This is a genomic window from Bradyrhizobium genosp. A (assembly GCF_049949275.1).
Classification (GTDB): domain Bacteria; phylum Pseudomonadota; class Alphaproteobacteria; order Rhizobiales; family Xanthobacteraceae; genus Bradyrhizobium.
Genome location: NZ_CP188196.1, coordinates 8,061,279 through 8,080,743 on the forward strand (window position 1 = coordinate 8,061,279; position 19,465 = coordinate 8,080,743).

Sequence of the window (19,465 nt, forward strand, 5' to 3'; positions counted from 1 at the left end):
CCTGAGGGCCCGCCAACGGCGGGCGTCTCGAAGGATGGCCACAGGGGAATCGCTTCCATACGTGATTGCCCTGCCCGCAAGCGGGGAGGGAGCGCACCGACCACGCGGCAAAAGCCCCGCTCCGGTTCCAGCCGCCCAACTTTAAGACACCGGGACGGCATTCCTTAACCCGTTATTTACCGTAACAGGAAAAAGTCGATTTTCGAGGCAGACGACCCGCGCCGAATTCGATTGTCTTACAACCGGCACGCGTGGGGAGACTGGAGGCGCCGGGTGGGGCGCCGGAGTCGGAACCGGACAGAGTCATGAATTCGCGCGTATCGTGGAGTGTGGACGGTATCGATCCATCCGTGAGGGAGCGGGCCGAAGCTGCTGCGCGCAGAGCCGGCATGTCACTCAACGACTGGCTGAACTCCACGCTCGGCGAGACTGTCCCACAGAACTTTCGCGGACCTTACGAGCAGCGTCAGGATCAGCGTCAAGATCAACGTCCCGATCCGCGCGCTCAGCAAATGCCGAGCCAGGGACCGAGCCAGGAAAGCCGCGAGGTCGCCGACATCCATCAGCGGCTCGACGCGATCACCCAGCAGATCGAACGGATTTCAAAGCCCGCCGCACCGCGCCAGGATTCTTCACGACCGGACGTGTCGCGCGAGCAGGGTGTCGCCCGCCAGCTCAACGACGCGATCTCGCGACTCGATGCCCGCCTGTCGCAAATCTCGCGGCCTCAACAGCCGCAGCAACCTCAAGCGCCGCAGCAGCCTCAGGCACAGCGCGCCGCTCCGGTCGAGACGCGGGAGCGCCAGGCCGATGCGGTCGAGCGCGCGGCCGCGCAGGTCTATCGCAACTCACCTCCGCTGAGCCCGGCGTCATTCGACGTCGCGGTCGCCGAGATCACCGCACGGCAGAGCGAGCTCGACGGCTTTACGCCGCGTCAGGTGCCGCCGCGGGCTGCACCGTCGATCACACCCTCGGCAGCTCCCTATGCACCACCGATGGCGCCGCCTGCGCCTGCCTACGCTCCGCCGCCACCGCAGCCGGGGCCGGATTTCTCGTCGCTCGAGCGCCATCTGCTCAAGATCACGAGCCAGATCGAGTCGCTCCAGCGTCCTGACAATACCGAGCAGGCGATCAACGGCTTCCGCGCCGAGCTCGCCGAGATCCGCAACGCCATCACCGAGGCGATGCCGCGCCGCGCGATCGAATCGATCGAGAACGAGATTCGCTCGCTGCACCGTCGCATCGACGAGACCCGCTCCAACGGTACCGACGGCCAGGTGCTCTCAGGCATCGAGCGCGCGCTCGCCGACATCAAGCAGGTGCTGCGCACGCTGACGCCGGCCGAGCAGCTCACCGGCTATGACGAGGCGATCCGCAATCTCGGCGCCAAGCTCGACCTGATCCTGCGCGCCAATGACGACCCCTCGACGGTGCGCCAGCTTGAAGGCGCGATCTCGGCATTGCGCGGCATCGTCTCGAACGTCGCCTCCAACGAGGCACTGGCACGGCTCTCCGAGGACGTGCAGCTGCTGTCGTCCAAGGTCGACCAGGTCGATCGCTCCTCAGACCGCGGCGACAGCTTTGCCGTGCTGGAGCAGCGCATCGCCGCGCTCACCGCGGCGCTGGAAACGCGCGAGCGGCCGCAACCGGCCGAGAGCACCGAACATCTGGAAAGCGCGATCCGCGCGCTGTCGGACCGTTTCGACCGCATGCAGGTCGGCAACGACTCGGCCTCGACCTTCACGCATCTCGAGCAGCGCGTCTCCTATCTCCTGGAGCGGATCGAAGCCGCCTCCGATTCGCGCGGCGGCAATTTCAGCCGCGTCGAGGACGGGCTGCACGACATCCTGCGGCACCTCGAGCGGCAGCAGGCGACCTATTCCGCGCTCGCAGAGAGCCGAAGCTCGGCGCCGTCTCCCGATTCCGGAATGGTCGATCTCGTCAAGCGCGAGCTGTCCGACATCCGCTACAGCCACGCCGAAACCAACCGCAGCACGCAGGATTCGCTGGAGGCCGTGCACAACACGCTCGGCCATGTCGTCGATCGTCTCTCCATGATCGAGGGCGATCTGCGCGCGGTGCGTACCGCTCCGCCGGCCCCTGCGCCGATGCCGATGGCTGCGCCCATGCCGCCGGTCGAGCCGGCGCCGATGGCGCACGAGCAACGGCCGCCGCAGCCGCAGCAGCCGAAATACGATCCGAAGCCCGAGCTGCCGAATCCGGCCGCCGCGCAACAGCCGGCGCATTCCGCCTTCGTGGCCGCGCCGCGTGAATTCCATGCCGCCGCGCCCGCTGCACCCCCGCCGGTGCCGATGGCGCCGGCTCCGCCGCGTGCGATCAGCGAGATCCTCGAGCCGCACACGGCGCCCGCCCGCGCTGCGATCGCGCCCGAACTGCCGCCGGATCACCCGCTTGAGCCCGGCACGCGTCCGAACGGCCGCCCCGCCACGCCGTCCGAGCGCATTGCCGCGTCGGAAAGTGCGATCAGCGAAATCCCCGCCACTCCGAAGGAGCCGGTGTCGTCGTCGAGCTTCATCGCGGCCGCGCGCCGTGCCGCGCAAGCGGCCGCCGCGCAACCGCCGGAGAAGCCCGCCCGCGGCGTCAAGGCCGCGATCGCGGCCCGCACCAAAGACAAGGGCCAGAGCCAGGCACAGGGACAGCAAGGCGCCTCGACCATCACCTCGAAGATCCGCTCGCTGCTGGTCGGCGCGAGCGTGGTCGTGATCGTGCTCGGCACCTTCAAGATGGCGATGAACCTGCTCGAAGGCGGCAGCGCGCCGCCGGCGCCGCAGGCGATGGAAAATACCAGCCAGCCGGCGCCGCAGGCGCCGCCGCCGGTCGAGAACAAGCCCGCCGCGCCCGAGCAGGTCACGCCGTCGATGACCTCGCCGACGCCGATCGGCAAGCAGTCCCTGAACAATGCCGCACCGGCGCCCGCGACGAGCTCCGGCAATACGGCTTCGGTCGAAATTCCGCCCGCTCCAGCCGCCGTGCCGCCCGCAGCCTCCAGCGACGTGACCGGTGCGCTGACGGGCACGAGCCGCGCTCGGCTCGGCACGGTGCAGGTGCCGCCGAGCGAGAAGCTGCCTGACGGCATCGGCGGCCCGGGCCTGCGCACCGCCGCGATGAAGGGCGATGCGACCGCGGCCTACGAGATCGGCGTGCGCTTTGCCGAAGGCAAGGGCGTGGCTGCGAATTACGACGAAGCCGCGAAATGGTACGACCGCGCGGCGCAGGCCGGCGTGGTGCCCGCGACCTTCCGCCTCGGCACGCTCTACGAAAAGGGCCTCGGCGTCAAGAAGGACGCCGACATCGCCCGCCGCTACTACACGCAGGCCGCCGAGCGCGGCAACGCCAAGGCGATGCACAATCTCGCGGTGCTCGACGCCGACGGCGGCGGACGCGGCGCCAACTACAAGAGCGCGGGGCAGTGGTTCCGGAAAGCCGCCGATCGCGGCGTCGCCGACAGCCAGTTCAATCTCGGCATCCTCTATGCCCGCGGCATCGGCGTCGAACAGAACCTCGCCGAATCCTACAAATGGTTCACCCTCGCCGCCGGCCAGGGCGACGCGGACGCAGCGACCAAGCGCGACGACGTCGCCAAGCGTCTCGACCCGCAATCGCTCGCCGCCGCCAAGCTCGCGATCCAGACCTTTAGCGCCGAGCCGCAGCCCGACGACGCCGTCAACGTCCCGGCCCCCGCCGGCGGCTGGGACAGCGCACCGCAGGCGAGCACCAAGCCGGCGCCGAAGCCGGTCGCGACGAAGCGCTCGGCGTCGGCGGCGCATTAGAGCCGAGTAGCTTTAGATCAAACCAAACGGGCCGCGGGCTCGGTGCACCTCTCCCGCATGCGGGAGAGGTCGGCGCGTAGCGCCGGGTGAGGGCTTTCTCCCCTTGGGGAATCTCACTGCGGAGACACCCTCTCCCCGACCCTCTCCCGCGAGCGGGAGAGGGAGCGCACCGCCGGCGCGGCGAACATCCGCGTTATCTCATGCCGCCTCCCCGTCTCATTCTCCACGCCCAAGATTCCTGATCCGCCCGGCATCAAATTCCGCTATTGAAGGGCGCGGCATGCCCTTCCTGCGAGCGCTCCGCGAAATCGATCCGTCTCGCCGGAGCGGGGGTCCGATGCAGCTCTACCTTCCGATCGCCGATCTTCCGGTCAACGTGTTCCTGGTGCTGGCGATGGGCGCGGCTGTCGGCTTCGTCTCCGGCATGTTCGGGATCGGCGGCGGCTTCCTGATGACGCCGCTGTTGATCTTCATCGGCATCACGCCGGCGGTCGCGGTGGCCTCGGTCGCGAGCCATATCGCGGCCTCGTCGTTTTCCGGCGCCCTCACCTATTGGCGGCGGCGCGCGATCGATCCGGCGCTGGCGAGCGTATTGTTGTGCGGCGGCGTGACCGGAACGGCGCTGGGCGTGTGGACCTTCACGCAGCTCCGTGCGCTCGGCCAGCTCGATCTGATGATCGCACTCTCTTACGTGGTGCTGCTCACCACGGTCGGCAGCCTGATGTTCTCCGAAGGCCTGCGCGCATTGATGCGGACCCGGCGCGGCGCCGTGCCGCCACGGCGCGCGCATAACTGGATTCACGGCCTGCCGCTGAAAATGCGGTTCAAGCGCTCGAAGATCTATCTGTCGGTCATCCCGGTGGTCGTCATCGGCATCGTGATCGGTTTCATCGGCGCGGTCATGGGCATCGGCGGCGGCTTCATCCTGGTGCCGATCATGATCTATATCCTGAGGGTGCCGACCTCGACGGTGGTCGGGACCTCGATGGTGCTGACGCTGGTCACCATGTTGTTCGCGACCATGCTGCATGCGGTGACCAATCACCTCGTCGACGCCGTGCTGGCGCTGATCCTGATGGTCGGCGGCGTCACCGGTGCGCAATTCGGCGCCCGCGCCGGCCAGAAGATCCGCGGCGAGCAGCTGCGGCTGCTGCTGGGCTTGCTGATCCTTTCCGTCGGCGTCCGCTTCGCGGTCGAGCTGGTGATCCGCCCCGAAGACCTCTTCACCATCCGGGAATTGGGGGTGAGCGGATGATGCGTGCGCTCGCTGCGGCTCTCCTCGTCCTGCTGCTCGGCGCATCCGCGCGGGCCGAACGGCTGATCGTGTCGGTCTCCAACCACCGCGTCACGGTGACGCCGAACTATTCCGGCGAGGAGCTGGTGCTGTTCGGCTCGGTGGAGAAGGATGCCGCAACGCCCGCAGACCGCACGGCTTACGACCTCGTGGTCACCGTGATGGGCCCGCGCGCCGACATGGTGACGCGGCGCAAGGAGCGCAAATTCGGCATCTGGATCAACACCGACTACCGGCAGTTCCTGCAGGTGCCGAGCTATCTGGCGCTGTTCGCCAATCGCCCGTTCGAAGCCATCACCTCGCCCGAGATCGCGCGGCGGCAGCAGATCGGGCTCAACAACGTGCTGCTGACCCAGCGCGTCAGCGGCGATTACGCCGACGTGGTGCCGAACGACGCGTTCCGCTCCGCCTTCATCCGCCTGCGCACCCAGCGCGGGCTCTATCGCGAGGATGCGAGCGCGGTGACGTTCCTGACGCCGACGCTGTTCCGCACCGGCATCCCGCTGCCGGCGGAGGTGCCGATCGGCACCTATGAGGTCGAGATCAAGCTGTTCGCGAACGGCGCGTTCATCGGCAAGACCGAGACCGCGTTCGAGATCGTCAAGGTCGGTTTCGAGCAGTTCGTCGCGACGAACGCGCGGCAGAACGGGCTGGTTTATGGCCTGGTCACCGCGGCGATGGCGCTGATGACGGGATGGATGGCGTCGATCGTGTTCCGGAAGGATTAGCCTCCTCCGTCATTGCGAGGAGCGCAGCGACGAAGCAATCCAGAGTATCACCGGGGAGGGATTCTGGATTGCTTCGCTTCGCTCGCAATGACGGGTGTGGCTTACCTCACGGCGCCTCAACCACCGTCGGCACACCGGGCTCCAGCAACCGCAACCGTGTGCCGAAACCGAGCGCGTCAAACGTCTTGCGCAAATCCTCGCTGTTCTGGCGGAAATGCGCCCGGCCTTCGGTATGCAGGGGCACGATCATCGCGTCGGGGAAGGCGCGCGCGGTCTCGACGGTGTCGTTGGTGTCCATGGTGAGATGGAACGGGCCGCGGGTTTGCGCGGCACCCGCGAACGGCAGCACCACGCCGCATTTGAAGCGGCGCGCGACCTCGGCGACGCCGTCGAACCAGGTGGTGTCGCCGCTGATATAGACCGGGCTCGTGTCCTTGCGGCTCGACTGCACCACGAAGCCGATGACATCGCCCGAGAGCGGCTCGATGCCGGCCGGGCCGTGACGCGCCGGCGTCGCGGTGATGGTCAGCGTGTTGCCGTCGTCGTCTTTCAGATGCGCGGTCGCCCAGGGCGCGAGGCCCTCGACATGACCGCCGAGGCGTTTTGCGCCGGCCTCAGTCGTCAGTGCGCGCGGCGCATTAAGCAGATAGTCGCGGCCGGAATTGTCGAGATTGTCCGAATGCTGGTCGTGGCTGAGCAGCACGGCATCGATCGGGCCGATGGCGTCGGCCTTCATTGCGGGACCGATGGTCTTCTCCAGCTTCACATGCGGCAATTGATAGGCACCGGGCGCATCGAACGTGGGATCGGTGAGCAGGCGAAAGCCGTCGATCTCGATCAGCGCGGTGGGGCCGCCGATCAGGGTGATGGAAACGGGCATGAGGGAACTCCTCTTACACGACGGGCTTTGCGGGACGCGTCACCATGTAAATGCCGAGCGCCACCGGAATGATCCCCAGCAAGTCACGCGCTTCGACGTGTTCGCCGAGCACGAGAAACGCGAACAGCATGCCGAGCGGCGGCATCAGGAAATGATAGGCACTGGCGGCCGTCGCGCCACACACTTTCAGGAGATGAAACCAGAGCCAGTAGGCCAGGATCGAGCCGCCGAGCACGAGGAACGCGAAGGCGCCGATCAGGCTCGCCGTGACATCGATCGCATGGACGTCCGCAAACGTGAGCGCGACCGGCGTCAGCACGATGCCGGCGGCGAGATTTTGCACGCCGTTGCCGATCCACAGGCTTCCCTTCGGCGCGAGCAGCTTGAACAGGATGGTGCCGGCGACGATGGAGGCGAGCGAGGCCAGCGTGAAGATGATGCCGTGCAGGCTGTCGGTGCCAACCGAGAGGCGGTGCCAGACGATCAGGGTGACGCCGATGATGCCGAGCAGGAGGCCGCTCGCCTTGCGCCAGGTCATGCCCTCGCCGAGCAGGAGCGCTGCGAGCGCGGCCGTGAACACCGGATTGGCCGAGACGATCAGGCCGCCAAGGCCGGCCGAGACCGATTGCAGGCCGGTATAGCCGAGCCCGAGATAGAGCGCGTTGTTGGCGATGCCGAGCACGGCGAAGATCACGACATCACGCCACGATAGCGACCAGTCGTCGCCGCGGATCAGCGTCGCACCCAAGATCAAAATGCCGGCGAGCGAGAAGCGCGCGGCGAGCAGGATCAGCGGCGGGCAATGGGTGACGCCGATCTTGCCGGCGACGAAGGCGTAGCTCCAGAGCAGGCAGAACAGGCCGATGGCAAAGGGCAGCGCGTTGAAGCGGCTGCTGGGGGCGGATATCGAGGGGGCGAGGGACATGAGGGGCATTCTCCTGAGCCCTCTATCTAGGGACCCCGCTTGCCATTTGAAAATTAAATGATTAACTCGCCGTCAGTGGATTTATAAATGGAGGCGCCCATGCTCGATCTGGAGCTTCTGCGCAGCTTTGTCTCGGTGGTCGAGGCCGGCGGCTTCACCCGCGCCGGCGAGCGCGTCCACCGCACGCAATCGACCGTCAGCCAGCAGATCAAGCGGCTGGAGGAGGATGTCGGCCAGGTGCTGTTGCACCGTGACGGCAAGGATGTGCGCCCGACCGAGGCCGGCGAACGCCTGCTCTCCTATGCGCGACGGCTGCTCACGCTTGCGGAAGAGGCGCGCGACGTGCTGCGCGACGAAGGCGAAGGCGCGATCCGGCTCGGCATCCCCGAGGATTTTGCGGCGTATCGGCTGGCAAAGCTGCTGGGTGCGTTCTCACGCTCGCATCCGAATCTGCGGCTCGACGTGCGCGCCGACCAGAGCAAGAATCTGTCCCGCGACCTCGAACGCGGCGAGCTCGACCTCGCGCTCTACAAGCGCGAGGCCGGCGCGAAGGGCGCGATTGCGGTGTGGCCGGAGCGGGTGCACTGGGTTACCAGCAAGAGCCATCCGGTCGACGTCAACGCATCGTCGGTGCCGCTGATCGGCTTTCCGCTCGGCTGCCTCTATCGCGCCGGCGCCATTCACGCGTTGGAAAGCGCCGGCCGGGCCTGGCACATGTCCTATTCGTCATCGAGCCTCGCCGGCATCCAGGCCGCGGTTGCCGCCGGCATGGGCCTGAGCATTCTGTCGGAGATGTCGATCCAGGCCGACCATCGCGTGCTGACAGCGAAGGACGGCTTTGCGCCGATCAACCGGACCGAAGTGGCGCTGATGGCCGCGCCCAACGCGACGTCCGCGACGCTGCGGCTCGCGGATCGGCTCGCGGAGTTTTGCGAGACCGTGCAGGCGAAGGCGGCGTGAGGCGAATTCGTAGGGTGGGCAAAGGCGCAACGCGCCGTGCCCACCATCGCACCAAGAATTCGAAAGAGGTGGTGGGCACGCTTCGCTTTGCCCACCCTACGAAACTACGAAGCGCGCCCCTCAATAACACCGCGACGCCGCGATGGCGTGGACGCGGCGGTCGCCGAGCAGATGCGCGACAAAGCCGTTCTGCGGAAAGATTTTTGCGAAGGCCGCATCGCGGATGCTGAGGCCGCCGGCATAGGCGCCGAAGGCGGGCATCACGGCGCGCATGCCGTCGCTGGCGAAACAACGCCGCTCCATCGAGCGACCGCGCGCCGAGACGCGCGCCTTCGGATGCAGATGGCCGGCGATCTCGCCATGCGCGCCGGTCGGCTCGTGGCGGAAAGTGATCGGGCCGATCGCAACCTCGTCGGCGACGGTGCCGCCGAGATCGCGCGGCAGCATGGGATCGTGATTGCCCGAGATCCAGATCCAGTCGCGGCCACTCTGGAGCGCTGCGACAGCGTCGCGATCGTCCGCCGACAGGCGCTCATGCGCGGAGCGATCGTGAAAGCTGTCGCCGAGCGCGATGACGATTTTGGGGTTATGGCGGGAGATGACAGCAGCGAGACGGCTGAGCGTTGCCAGCGTGTCGTAGGGCGGCAGCAACACGCCGCGCGTCGCGAAGCTGGACCCTTTTTCCAGATGCAGGTCGGAAACGACGAGCAGGCGCTGCTGTTCCCAGAACAGGGCGCCGGAGAGATCGGCCGCGAAGGTCACATCGCTGATAGTGACATTCGAAACGCGCATGTCCTCGACATCCCCTGAAACCAGCGCCCCCAACGTCACGTCAAAACCTGCTCTTATCCCATCGCCTCTTTGACCAGCTCGTCGGCGGCTTCCGCCAATAGCTCGTCTCCAGCTTCGCCATAAACTGACTCGCGGCCGATTTCCAGCATCACGGGGACGGCGAGCGGGGAGACGTGATCGAGTTCCCGGTGGGTGATGTGCCCCTGGATGCGGACGAGCATGTCGCCGAGGCGGCGCAGATCGAGCAGGCCGGTAGCAGCATCGGCGCGCGCGGCGCGCAGCAGCACGTGATCGGCCTGATGCTTGCGCAGCACATCGTAGACCAGATCGGTCGAGAACAGCACCTGGCGGCGGCTCTTCTCCTCGCCGGTGTGGCGCCGCGCGATCAGGCCGGAGATGATCGCGCAATTGCGGAACGTGCGCTTCATCAAGGCGGATTCGGCGAGCCACGCCTCGAGGTCGTCGCCGAGCATATCCGGATCGAACAGCGCGTTGAGGTCGATGCGGCCGTCGCGGATCATGAAGGACATGTCGCCGAGCCCCCAGATCGCCACCGCATATTCGTTAGCGACGAAGCCGAGCGGCCGGGCGCGGGCGCGCTCCAGCCGGCGTGTCAACAGCATGCCCAGCGTCTGGTGCGCGAGCCGGCCTTCGAACGGATAGCAGACGATGTAATGCTTGTTGGCACGCGGGAAACTTTCCACCAGCAGCTCACGCACCGCCGGCACGCGCGACACGTCCTTTTGCTGCGACAGCCAGTCGCGCACCTGTTCCGGCAAGCCACCCCATGCGCGGCCGTCATCGAGCAGACGGCGGACGCGTTCGGCGAGATAGGTCGAGAGCGGAAATTTTCCGCCCATATAGGACGGCACTTTCGGGTCCCTGTCGTGCGCGCGCGAGACATAGACCTGGTCCTCGACCAGGGTTTCGTAGCGCACCACCTCGCCGCTGAACACAAAAGTGTCGCCCGGGCTCAGGCCTTCGATGAAGGCCTCCTCGATCTCGCCGAGCAAACGGCCGCCGCGCGCGATCACGCCTGTCGATCCGGCACCGCCGCCGCGCGAGCGCACCAGCCGCACCTTCAGCATGTCGTCCTCGACGATGGTGCCGACATTCATCCGGTAGCTCTGCCGCACCTTGGGATTGGCGACGCGCCAGCGGCCCTCCTTGTCCTGCTTGATGCGGGCGAAGCGCTCATAGGTTTTCAGCGCATAGCCGCCGGAGGCGACGAAATCGACGACGTCATCGAAATCCTGCCGCGAGAGATCCGCGTAGGGCGCGGCGGTGCGGACTTCGGCGTAGAGTTCATCCGAGAGAAACGGCTCGCCGCAGGCGCAGCCGAGCACGTGCTGGGCCAGCACGTCGAGCGCACCGGTGCGAAGCGGCGGCGTGTCCTGTGCATTCTCGGCGATGGCGTCGATGGCGACGCGGCATTCCAGCACCTCGAAACGATTGGCCGGCACCAGCACTGCGCGCGATGCTTCATCGAGGCGATGGTTGGCGCGGCCGATCCTCTGCATCAGGCGCGAAGAGCCCTTGGGCGCACCGATGTTGACGACGAGATCGACGTCGCCCCAGTCAACGCCGAGGTCGAGCGAGGAGGTGCAGACCACGCCGCGCAGTCTTCCGGCCGACATGGCGTCCTCGACCTTGCGCCGTTGCGCGACATCCAGCGAGCCGTGATGCAGCGCGATCGAAAGGTTGTCGTCGTTCATGCTCCAGAGATTCTGGAACAGCATCTCGGCCTGACTTCGGGTGTTGACGAACACCAGCGTGGTCTTGTTCTGCTTGATCAGCTCGTAGATTTCTGGAAGCGCGTGACGCGCGCTATGGCCGGCCCAGGGCAGCCGCTCACGGGTGTCGAGCATCTCGACCAGCGGCGGCGCCGCGCCGCCGGCGATGACGATGTCGGCGGCGGCTTCCTTGCCGCCAGGCTGCGGCACCAGGAAGCGCGCGAGCTGATCCGGCTCGGCGACGGTCGCCGACAGGCCGATCGCGCGCATCTGCGGCGCCAGCCGCCATAGTCGCGCGAGGCCCAGCGACAAAAGATCGCCCCGCTTGGACGTCACCAGCGCATGCAGCTCGTCAAGCACGATGCGCTTCAGCGAGGAGAACAGGAACGGCGCATCGTCGGAGGACAGCAGCAGCGCGAGCTGCTCCGGTGTCGTCAGCAGGATGTCCGGCGGATAGCGCCGCTGCCGCTGGCGCCGCGACACCGGCGTGTCGCCGGTGCGGGTCTCGACCTTGATCGGCAGGCCCATCTCGGCGATCGGCCGCTCCAGGTTGCGGGCGATATCGACGGCCAGCGCTTTGAGCGGCGAGATGTAGAGCGTGTGCAGGCGGCCGCTGCGCTGCACGGCGCGGCCGGTGGAGACAGCGGATTTTGTAGGAGTCGCCGGCGCAGAGCTCAGCTCCACCAGCGTCGGCAAAAATCCCGCCAGCGTCTTGCCGGCGCCAGTCGGTGCGATCAGCAGCGCGCTAACGTCCTCGCGCGCCTTCTCCAGCAGCGCGAGCTGATGCTCGCGCGGCGACCAGCCGCGGGCCGCGAACCACGCCTGGAAGCGGTCGGGCAGCAGCGCTGGCCTCTCGGCCGATATTTTGAGGATGCGAGGCGGCACGGCATCACAGGTAAGCCGTGGCGGCGGGTTCGTCGAGGGGTGGGTGGGGAGCTTCGCCTCTCCCCGCGTGCGGGGAGAGGCCGGCGCGATGCGACGGGTGAGGGGGAGTCTCCGCGAGTCCAACTGCCTCCGTCCCCGCGGAGGCTCCCCCTCACCCTACCCTCTCCCCGCAAGCGGGGAGAGGGGAAGAAATAGCGGTGCGTGCCGCTCCTACTCCGACATCGGCTTGTCGGAGATGTCCCAGTCTTTGCCGCTGAAGATCGAGATGTAGAGCGTCTTCATCGGGGTGTAGTCGTCGGGCGTGTAGTCGTAGGTGACGCCGTCGAGGAAATAGGGCGAGTGGAAGCCCTTGAGCGTGGAGGCCTGCTTCAGCACGTTGGCGCGGGTGAGCTCGTCGCCGCAGCGGCGCAAAATCTCACCCATGGTCACGGCCTGGCCGTAGCCGGCAAACGCGATGGTGTTGTCGGGGTCGATGGTCGGGATGTAATTCTTGCGCAGCTCCTCGAACGCCATCACATCGGGGTCCTTTTCCCATTTCGGCAGGCCGACCTCCTTGTTGTAGCGGATGGCGACGATGCCGGTGGCGTTCTCCAGGCCCGCGGCGTTGAGGATCGAGCGGCCAGTTGACCCCGCCGACAACAGCTGCAGCGGCTTCCAGCCGAGCTCGGCGACTTTGCGGATCGACTGCGACGACGCCTTGCCGGTGGAGATGTTGTAGAACACATCCGCGCCCGATTTCGAGAGATTGATGAGCTGGGAATCGACGGTCGGATCGGTGAGATCGTAGGTCTGCTCCATGATCACCGATGCGGTGCCGCCGGCATCCGCCAGCACCTTCTTGAAGGGCCCAAGGAAGTCGCGGCCGAAATCGTCGTTCTGGTAGAGGATGCCGACCTTGGCGTTCGGCTTCACGCTGACGACGTGCCGCGCCAGGATGCGCGCCTCGGTCGGATAGAGCGGCAGCCCCGCCATCGTCCATTTGAACTCTTTCGGGTTATTCCATTTCGACGCGCCGGTGTTGAGCAGCAGCTGCGGCACGCCCTTGGAGTTCAGGTATTTGTGCACGGCAGTCTGCGGCGCGGTACCGAGCGAGCCGTAGAGCGCGAGCACCTCTTCCTGCTCGACGAGCCGTCGCGTCGCCTCGACGCATTTCGGCGCGCTGTAGGCGTCGTCCATGGTGAGAAACTTGATCTTGCGCCCGTTGATGCCGCCCTTCTCGTTCAGCATCTGGAAATAGGCCTCGCCGATGCGCCCGAGCACGCCGTAGAGCGAGCCGGGACCGGAATGCGGCACGGTCTGTCCGATCTTGATCTCGGTGTCGCTCGCACCCGAATCGTATTTCTTCTCGGCAGCCCAGACATGGGGCGCGGGCAGAACGGATGCGGCAATGGTGGCGAGCGCGGCGGCACTGACATCGCGCCGCGATGGATTCTTGGTCATCGTTGTTTCTCTCCCTGGTACGCGCATTGTGCTGGGAACGCAGCACAGCTCGCAAGTAGGAAGTTCGTCGCTTTGCGACGCAATGACGCTCAAATGACGGGGTGACTAGCGCCTAGACTCAAGTTTTCTCGGCAACGACGACGAGACCGCGCACCGGCTCGTTGTTCTCGATGCGCGGAGACGCCGGCTCCAGCGTCAGCAGCTTCAGTCCGGCTTTCGCAATCGCGCCGCGCACATATTCCGCCGAATGGGCATAGCGCAGCCCTTCACCGAGCACGATGCCATTGCCATCATGCGTCTCCAGCGTGAAGGCAAGTACGCCGCCGGATACGAGCACGCGCCTGACCTCAGTGAGCACCGGGGCGAGATCGGAGAGATAGACGAACGCATCCGCGGCGACGACGAGATTCGCGCTTGCATCCGCCTTGGTGCGCAGGCCCTCGATCATGTCGGCGATTTCGAGCTCGGCGTAGAGCTCGGTGGCGCGCGCCTCCTTGATCATGCCGGGCGACAGATCGATACCGATGAAATGATCGACCTGCTTCGCGAAGGCGGCGGCCGCAAGCCCGGTGCCGCAACCGAGATCGATGGTGCGCTTGAAAAACGCGGGCTTCTTCGCGGCGACGCGCGCGGCCAGCACCGCCTTGAAGATCAGGCTGGGGGCGCGATAGCCGAGATCGTTGATCAGCGCATGCTCGAAGCGCGGCGCGTATTGGTCGAACAGCGCCTGCACATAGGCCTTGGGCATCTCCGCCATTTCAGTGTCGCCGAGCCGCATCAGATGCAGGCCGGCGCCGTGCTGGTCATCAGGATCGGATCGCCGCGCTTCTCGAAACGCCGCGATCGCCTTGTCGCGCTCGCCGAGCTGCTGACGGATTTCGCCGAGCGTGAACCAGGCCGAGGTAAAATTCGGCGCGAGCTCGATCGCCTGTTCGATGAGATCGGCGGCGGCGGGCAAATCGCCCTTGAGCTGGAGGTCGCGTGCGAACTCGAAGCGGCGGTCGGCCATGAGATCGCCGGAGGTCAGAAACAGGCGGAGCGGCATTGGGAACCAGGAAGCGAAGCGGGTGGTGACTCGAAGATGCGGTGGAGCGGCCTATATATCAGGCATGCGCCCGCAAGACATCCTGTTGCCAACTGCTGACGGCCTGTGCTGCAGGCCCGGCGGCTTCCATATCGATCCTGTCCGCCCGGTCGACCGCGCCGTGATCACCCACGGCCATTCCGACCATGCCCGCGCCGGCCATGGCGCCGTGCTGGCGACGCAGGAAACGCTGGACATGATGCGGCTGCGCTATGGCGAGAATTTTGCAGGCTCGACGCAGGCCATCAGCTATGGCGAGGAAATCCGGCTCGGCGACGTCAAGGTCAAGTTTCACCCGGCCGGCCATGTGCTGGGCTCGGCGCAGATCGCGGTCACAGCCAAGGACACCTGCATCGTCGCCTCCGGCGACTACAAGGACGCGCCCGACCCGACCTGCGCCCCGTTCGAGCTGGTGCCCTGCGATGTCTTCATCACCGAAGCGACGTTCGGCCTGCCGGTGTTCCGCCATGGCGATGCGGCCTTCGAGGTGAAGAAGCTGCTGGCCTCAGTCGCTTTGTTTCCGGAGCGCGCGCATCTCGTCGGCGCCTATTCGCTCGGCAAGGCGCAGCGTGTCATCGCGTTGCTGCGCCAGGCCGGCTATGACGCGCCGATCTACCTTCATGGCGCGATGGAAGCGATCACGCATTACTACCAGAGCCGCGGCATCGACCTCGGCGAGCTCAGGCCGGCGATGGGCGTGAAGAAGGCGGCGCTCGCCGGCACCATTGCGCTCGCACCACCCTCGGCGACCGCCGATCTCTGGACGCGGCGCTTTCCTGATCCCGTCACCGCCTTCGCATCGGGATGGATGCGCGTGCGCGCCCGCGCGCGGCAGCGCGGCATCGAATTGCCGCTGGTGATCTCCGATCACGCCGATTGGGACGGTCTCACCGCGACGATCACGGCTACCGGCGCCGGCGAGATCTGGGTCACCCACGGCCAGGAAGACGCGTTGGTGCATTGGTGCAAGTCGCGTGGCTTGCGGGCGCAACCGCTCGACCTCGTCGGCTATGGCGAGGAAGAGGAAAGCGAGCCGCCGGCTCAGGGTGAGGCCGAAGCATGAACCGCTTCGCCGAACTGCTGGATCGCCTCGCCTACGAGCCCGGCCGCAACAACAAGCTGCGGCTGCTCACCGGCTATTTCCGCGAGGTCGGCGATCCCGACCGCGGCTACGCGCTGGCCGCACTCACCGGCGCACTCAGCTTCAAGCATGCCAAGCCCGCGCTGGTCCGCGATTTGATCGCGTCACGCACCGATGAGGTGCTGTTCGGGCTGAGCTACGATTACGTCGGCGATCTCTCGGAGACGGTGGCGCTGATGTGGCCGAAAGCGCAAAGCAACACACAATCTTTTCCGGGCCACCCCTCTCCCCCGCCCTCCCCCGCAAGGGGGGAGGGAGCGCAGTTGCGCGCGTCGCGGCAGACGGACTCGACGACTGGTAGTGATTCAACGCGTGATGGACGCACTGCTCTCACCGGTCCCTCCCCCCTTATGGGGGAGGGGCAGGGAGGGGAGTACCGCGGGCAAGATGCCAATGAGTCCGTTCACCCAAGCAACCACAACAATCCACCACCTCCGACGCTGACCGAGGTCGTCACCACGCTCCGTACGCTCGGCAAGACCGAGCTGCCAAAACAGGTCGAACGCTGGCTCGACGAGCTCGACGAGACCGGCCGCTGGGCACTGCTAAAACTCGTCACCGGCGCATTGCGCATCGGCATCTCTGCGCGGCTGGCGAAGACCGCGGCCGCTGCGCTCGGCGACAAGGATCCGCATGAGGTCGAGCTGATCTGGCCAGGTCTCACGCCGCCCTATCTCGACCTGTTCGCCTGGCTGGAAGGCCGCGCCGAAAAACCGGTCAATCGCGATCCCGCACCATTCCGCCCGGTCATGCTGGCCCATGCGATCGAGGACAGCGATTTCGCTGCGCTCGATCCTGCCGACTACGTCGCCGAATGGAAATGGGACGGCATCCGCGTGCAGGCCGTCGCCGGACGCGACGCGCACGGACAGATCACGGCACGGCTCTATTCGCGCAGCGGCGAGGACATCACCGGGAGCTTTCCGGACCTCGTGCCGTCGCTGCGCCTGCCGGGCGCTATCGACGGCGAGCTGCTGATCCTGCGCGAAGGCCGCGTGCAGAGTTTTAACGTCCTGCAGCAGCGGCTCAAGCGCAAGGTGGTCTCGCCAAAGCTGATCAAGGAGTTTCCAATCCATTTGCGCGCGTACGATCTGCTCGGTGACGACGAGAACGATCTGCGTGAATTGCCGTTCGCTGAACGGCGCGAGCGGCTGGAGACGTTTATCGCGAAACTCGGCGATCCCCGCATCGACCTGTCATCCACCGTCCCCTTCGCGAGCTGGGAGGCACTCACTGCCGCGCGCGCCGATCCCGCGAGCGCCGGCGCGGGTGAGGATGCCGACGCCGTCGAGGGCGTGATGCTGAAGCGGCGCGATGCGCCTTATCTGCCGGGACGGCCGAAGGGCCAATGGTGGAAGTGGAAGCGCGATCCGCACATCATCGATGCCGTGCTGATGTATGCCCAGCGCGGCCACGGCAAGCGCTCGTCCTATTATTCCGACTACACCTTTGGCGTCTGGACCGAGACAGAGAACGGCGAGGAGCTGGTGCCGGTGGGAAAAGCCTATTTCGGCTTCACCGACGAAGAGCTGTTGCAGATCGACCGCTTCGTCCGTCGTAACACCACGGAAAAGTTCGGCCCCGTTCGTCATGTCGCGCACGAGGCAGACAAAGGGCTGGTGCTGGAAGTCGCCTTCGAGGGCTTGCAGCGCTCGCCGCGGCACAAATCCGGCGTCGCCATGCGCTTTCCTCGGATTAGCCGCCTGCGCTGGGACAAGCCGCCGCGGGAAGCGGATCGGCTGGAAACGCTGGAAAAAATGCTGAAAGCGGAGACGGCGGAGATTGAGGCTTGAATTGACGCCACGAAGGCAGTGCGCCCCCTCTCCCGCGAGCGGGAGAGGGTTGGGCAGAGGGTGTCTCCGCATTGGGATTCCCCCAGAGGTGAGAACCCTCACCCGCGCCTTCGGCGCGACCTCTCCCGCCTTCGCCAAGGCTTCGGCGGACAAGCGCGGGAGAGGTCAAGGAGCCCGCGGCATGTACTGTCCGAATTAAAATGCGGTAAGCTGATTGACGGTGAAGTCTGGGTTCCCCATGTCCCCCGCCGTGACTTATAATCGGGGCGAATCCGCCCAAGGAGTTTGAGATGGCCCACGACGTCAGAGATTTGCCGGCCGGCCACAGCGATGGCCTGCACCGCTTTCTCGGCGGCTCGCCGCTGACGGTCGCGTTTCGCCTGGTGCTGCTCTCGATCCTGGTCGGCGTCGTGCTGGCCGCGATCGGCTTCGATCCCTGGAATATCCTCATCAGCATTCGTCTGCTGTTCCAGCGCCTGTGGGATCTCGGCTTCGATGCCGTGAACTGGCTGTGGCGCTACTTCCTGCTCGGGGCGGTGATCGTGATCCCGATCTGGCTGTTGTCGCGCGTGTTCGGCTCACCGCGCCGCTAAGGCCTTCCGGAGTGCGCGGCCGGCGCAAGCACGCCATGCCGGCCGCGATGGTGCATTCGGCGCAGGGCTCGGATACACGCACCTGACATGAACGCACCGCTTCATCCCAAAGTCGGCTCCCGCCAGGTGTTCGCCATCGCAGGCCCCGCGATGGTCGCGAACCTCACTACGCCGCTGATCGGCGTGGTCTCGACCACCGCGATCGGCCGGCTCGACGATGCCGCCCTGCTCGGCGGCGTCGCGATGGCCTCGGTCATCTTCGACTGCCTGTTCTGGCTGTTCGGTTTCCTGCGCATGAGCACGCTCGCCTTCACCGCGCAGGCGCTCGGCGCGGGCGAGACGCGCGAGCAGACCGTGATCCTGGTGCGCGGCTTCATCGTCGCCGGCCTGATCGGCGCCGCGCTGATCGCGCTGCAATTGCCGCTCGCCGCCGTGCTGTTCGACCTGATGGGTGGCAGCGAGGGCGTGACGCGCGCGGCAAAGACCTATTTCATGATCCGGATCTGGTCGGCGCCGCTGGCGCTGGCCAATTACGTGATCCTTGGCTGGCTGGTGGGCCAGGCCCGCGCCAGTTCGGCGCTATTGCTCCAGATTGCGATCAACCTCATCAACACGGCGGCGACCTTGTTGCTGGTGCTGGTTTACGACACCGGCATCGCGGGTGCGGCGATCGCGGCGCTGCTGTCGGAGGCGGTCGGCTTCGTCCTCGGCGTGATCGTCTGCCGGCGCTATGCGGACGGCGGCTTTGCCGTTGCCCGCGCGCGCCTGTTCGACCGGACGAAGCTGATGCGGCTCTTGTCAGTGAACTCCGACATCCTGGTCCGCACCGCCGCGCTGATCGCCGTGTTCCTGTTCTTCACCGCCAAGGGCGCGCGTGCCGGCGACGTCACGCTGGCGGCAAACTCCGTGCTCAACAACTTCCTGCTGGTCAGCGCCTTCTTCCTCGACGGCCTCGCCAACGCGGCCCAGCAGCTCTGCGGTCGCACCTTCGGCGCGCGCGATGCCAAAGGCTTTGCCGATTCAACCCGGCTGGTGCTGCTGTGGGGCCTTGGCTTCGCGCTGGTCGTCGCCGTGCTGTTCGCCCTGTTCGGTCCGGCCCTGATCGATGTCATGACGGCGAGCGAAGACGTGCGCCGTGCGGCGCGCGATTTCCTGCCATTCGTGGTGATGGCGCCGATCCCCGGCGTGTTCGCCTTCGGCTTCGATGGGATCTATGTCGGCGCGACCTGGGCGCGCGAGATGCGCAATCTGATGCTGGCCTCGCTCACGATCTTTCTCGGCACCTGGTGGGCGCTGCAATCGCTCGGCAATGCCGGGCTGTGGTGGGCGCTGATCGCCTCCTACGTCGCACGCGGAGGCTTGCAGGGCACGCGCTACCCGGCGCAGTTCAGGGCGACGTTCCCGAATCCTTAGCCTCGATCGAGTG

The 19,465-nt window shown here is 66.4% G+C and carries 14 protein-coding genes; 8 read left to right on the forward strand and 6 right to left on the reverse strand.

The window, feature by feature from the left end; all coding sequences use genetic code 11:
- The first annotated feature begins 305 nt into the window (after positions 1–305).
- The 3 genes from ACP2YP_RS37805 (at position 306) to ACP2YP_RS37815 (ending at position 5,813) form a co-directional block, all read left to right on the forward strand.
- On the forward strand, positions 306–3,791 hold the full coding sequence (locus ACP2YP_RS37805) for a hypothetical protein (RefSeq protein WP_426421368.1): 3,486 nt from the start codon (positions 306–308) through the stop codon (positions 3,789–3,791).
- Positions 3,792–4,128: 337 nt separating this feature from the next.
- On the forward strand, positions 4,129–5,046 hold the full coding sequence (locus ACP2YP_RS37810; protein WP_426421369.1) for a sulfite exporter TauE/SafE family protein: 918 nt from the start codon (positions 4,129–4,131) through the stop codon (positions 5,044–5,046).
- Positions 5,043–5,813 (forward strand): TIGR02186 family protein, encoded by a 771-nt coding sequence (locus tag ACP2YP_RS37815; protein ID WP_426421370.1) that lies wholly within the window; start codon positions 5,043–5,045, stop codon positions 5,811–5,813. Before ACP2YP_RS37810 ends, ACP2YP_RS37815 begins: the two co-directional genes overlap by 4 nt.
- 106 nt (positions 5,814–5,919) lie before the next feature.
- On the opposite strand, the gene ACP2YP_RS37820 is transcribed toward ACP2YP_RS37815, so the two are convergent.
- Together ACP2YP_RS37820 and ACP2YP_RS37825 are read right to left on the reverse strand one after the other, a co-directional pair.
- The gene (locus ACP2YP_RS37820; protein ID WP_426421371.1) at positions 5,920–6,693 is read right to left on the reverse strand and encodes an MBL fold metallo-hydrolase; all 774 of its coding nucleotides are present in this window, start codon (positions 6,691–6,693) and stop codon (positions 5,920–5,922) included.
- Between the two features lie 13 nt (positions 6,694–6,706).
- On the reverse strand, positions 6,707–7,618 hold the full coding sequence (locus ACP2YP_RS37825) for a DMT family transporter (RefSeq protein WP_426421372.1): 912 nt from the start codon (positions 7,616–7,618) through the stop codon (positions 6,707–6,709).
- A 99-nt stretch (positions 7,619–7,717) separates the two neighbouring features.
- Here ACP2YP_RS37825 and ACP2YP_RS37830 point away from each other — a divergent pair, with 99 nt between their 5' ends.
- Entirely contained in the window at positions 7,718–8,578 is an 861-nt protein-coding gene (locus ACP2YP_RS37830; protein WP_426426416.1) for a LysR family transcriptional regulator, read from the forward strand.
- Positions 8,579–8,698: 120 nt separating this feature from the next.
- On the opposite strand, the gene pdeM is transcribed toward ACP2YP_RS37830, so the two are convergent.
- From pdeM to ACP2YP_RS37850, 4 genes are all read right to left on the reverse strand, one after another.
- On the reverse strand, positions 8,699–9,370 hold the full coding sequence (gene pdeM, locus ACP2YP_RS37835) for a ligase-associated DNA damage response endonuclease PdeM (RefSeq protein ID WP_426421373.1): 672 nt from the start codon (positions 9,368–9,370) through the stop codon (positions 8,699–8,701).
- A gap of 53 nt (positions 9,371–9,423) precedes the next feature.
- Positions 9,424–11,988, reverse strand: coding sequence for a ligase-associated DNA damage response DEXH box helicase (locus ACP2YP_RS37840; RefSeq protein ID WP_426421374.1), 2,565 nt, complete (start codon positions 11,986–11,988; stop codon positions 9,424–9,426).
- A 210-nt stretch (positions 11,989–12,198) separates the two neighbouring features.
- On the reverse strand, positions 12,199–13,428 hold the full coding sequence (locus tag ACP2YP_RS37845) for an ABC transporter substrate-binding protein (protein ID WP_426421375.1): 1,230 nt from the start codon (positions 13,426–13,428) through the stop codon (positions 12,199–12,201).
- Between the two features lie 118 nt (positions 13,429–13,546).
- Positions 13,547–14,473, reverse strand: coding sequence for a methyltransferase domain-containing protein (locus ACP2YP_RS37850; RefSeq protein WP_426421376.1), 927 nt, complete (start codon positions 14,471–14,473; stop codon positions 13,547–13,549).
- A gap of 64 nt (positions 14,474–14,537) precedes the next feature.
- Between ACP2YP_RS37850 and ACP2YP_RS37855 the strand changes: the two genes are divergently transcribed.
- From ACP2YP_RS37855 to ACP2YP_RS37870, 4 genes are all read left to right on the forward strand, one after another.
- Positions 14,538–15,575, forward strand: a complete 1,038-nt coding sequence (locus tag ACP2YP_RS37855) for a ligase-associated DNA damage response exonuclease (protein ID WP_426426417.1) — start codon at positions 14,538–14,540, stop codon at positions 15,573–15,575.
- Positions 15,572–17,446, forward strand: a complete 1,875-nt coding sequence (locus ACP2YP_RS37860) for an ATP-dependent DNA ligase (RefSeq protein WP_426421377.1) — start codon at positions 15,572–15,574, stop codon at positions 17,444–17,446. The genes ACP2YP_RS37855 and ACP2YP_RS37860 overlap by 4 nt, the downstream gene beginning before the upstream one ends.
- Positions 17,447–17,736: 290 nt before the next feature.
- Positions 17,737–18,039, forward strand: coding sequence for a DUF6460 domain-containing protein (locus tag ACP2YP_RS37865; RefSeq protein WP_426421378.1), 303 nt, complete (start codon positions 17,737–17,739; stop codon positions 18,037–18,039).
- 87 nt (positions 18,040–18,126) lie between these two features.
- Positions 18,127–19,452, forward strand: a complete 1,326-nt coding sequence (locus ACP2YP_RS37870) for an MATE family efflux transporter (RefSeq protein ID WP_426421379.1) — start codon at positions 18,127–18,129, stop codon at positions 19,450–19,452.
- Positions 19,453–19,465: the final 13 nt, after the last annotated feature.

Coding starts and splice junctions, on each gene's coding strand:
- ACP2YP_RS37805 (WP_426421368.1), top strand. CDS start 306: ATGAATTCGCGCGTATCGTGGAGTGTGGACGGTATCGATCCATCCGTG.
- ACP2YP_RS37810 (WP_426421369.1), top strand. CDS start 4,129: ATGCAGCTCTACCTTCCGATCGCCGATCTTCCGGTCAACGTGTTCCTG.
- ACP2YP_RS37815 (WP_426421370.1), top strand. CDS start 5,043: ATGATGCGTGCGCTCGCTGCGGCTCTCCTCGTCCTGCTGCTCGGCGCA.
- ACP2YP_RS37820 (WP_426421371.1), bottom strand. CDS start 6,693: ATGCCCGTTTCCATCACCCTGATCGGCGGCCCCACCGCGCTGATCGAG.
- ACP2YP_RS37825 (WP_426421372.1), bottom strand. CDS start 7,618: ATGTCCCTCGCCCCCTCGATATCCGCCCCCAGCAGCCGCTTCAACGCG.
- ACP2YP_RS37830 (WP_426426416.1), top strand. CDS start 7,718: ATGCTCGATCTGGAGCTTCTGCGCAGCTTTGTCTCGGTGGTCGAGGCC.
- pdeM (WP_426421373.1), bottom strand. CDS start 9,370: ATGCGCGTTTCGAATGTCACTATCAGCGATGTGACCTTCGCGGCCGAT.
- ACP2YP_RS37845 (WP_426421375.1), bottom strand. CDS start 13,428: ATGACCAAGAATCCATCGCGGCGCGATGTCAGTGCCGCCGCGCTCGCC.
- ACP2YP_RS37850 (WP_426421376.1), bottom strand. CDS start 14,473: ATGCCGCTCCGCCTGTTTCTGACCTCCGGCGATCTCATGGCCGACCGC.
- ACP2YP_RS37855 (WP_426426417.1), top strand. CDS start 14,538: ATGCGCCCGCAAGACATCCTGTTGCCAACTGCTGACGGCCTGTGCTGC.
- ACP2YP_RS37860 (WP_426421377.1), top strand. CDS start 15,572: ATGAACCGCTTCGCCGAACTGCTGGATCGCCTCGCCTACGAGCCCGGC.
- ACP2YP_RS37865 (WP_426421378.1), top strand. CDS start 17,737: ATGGCCCACGACGTCAGAGATTTGCCGGCCGGCCACAGCGATGGCCTG.
- ACP2YP_RS37870 (WP_426421379.1), top strand. CDS start 18,127: ATGAACGCACCGCTTCATCCCAAAGTCGGCTCCCGCCAGGTGTTCGCC.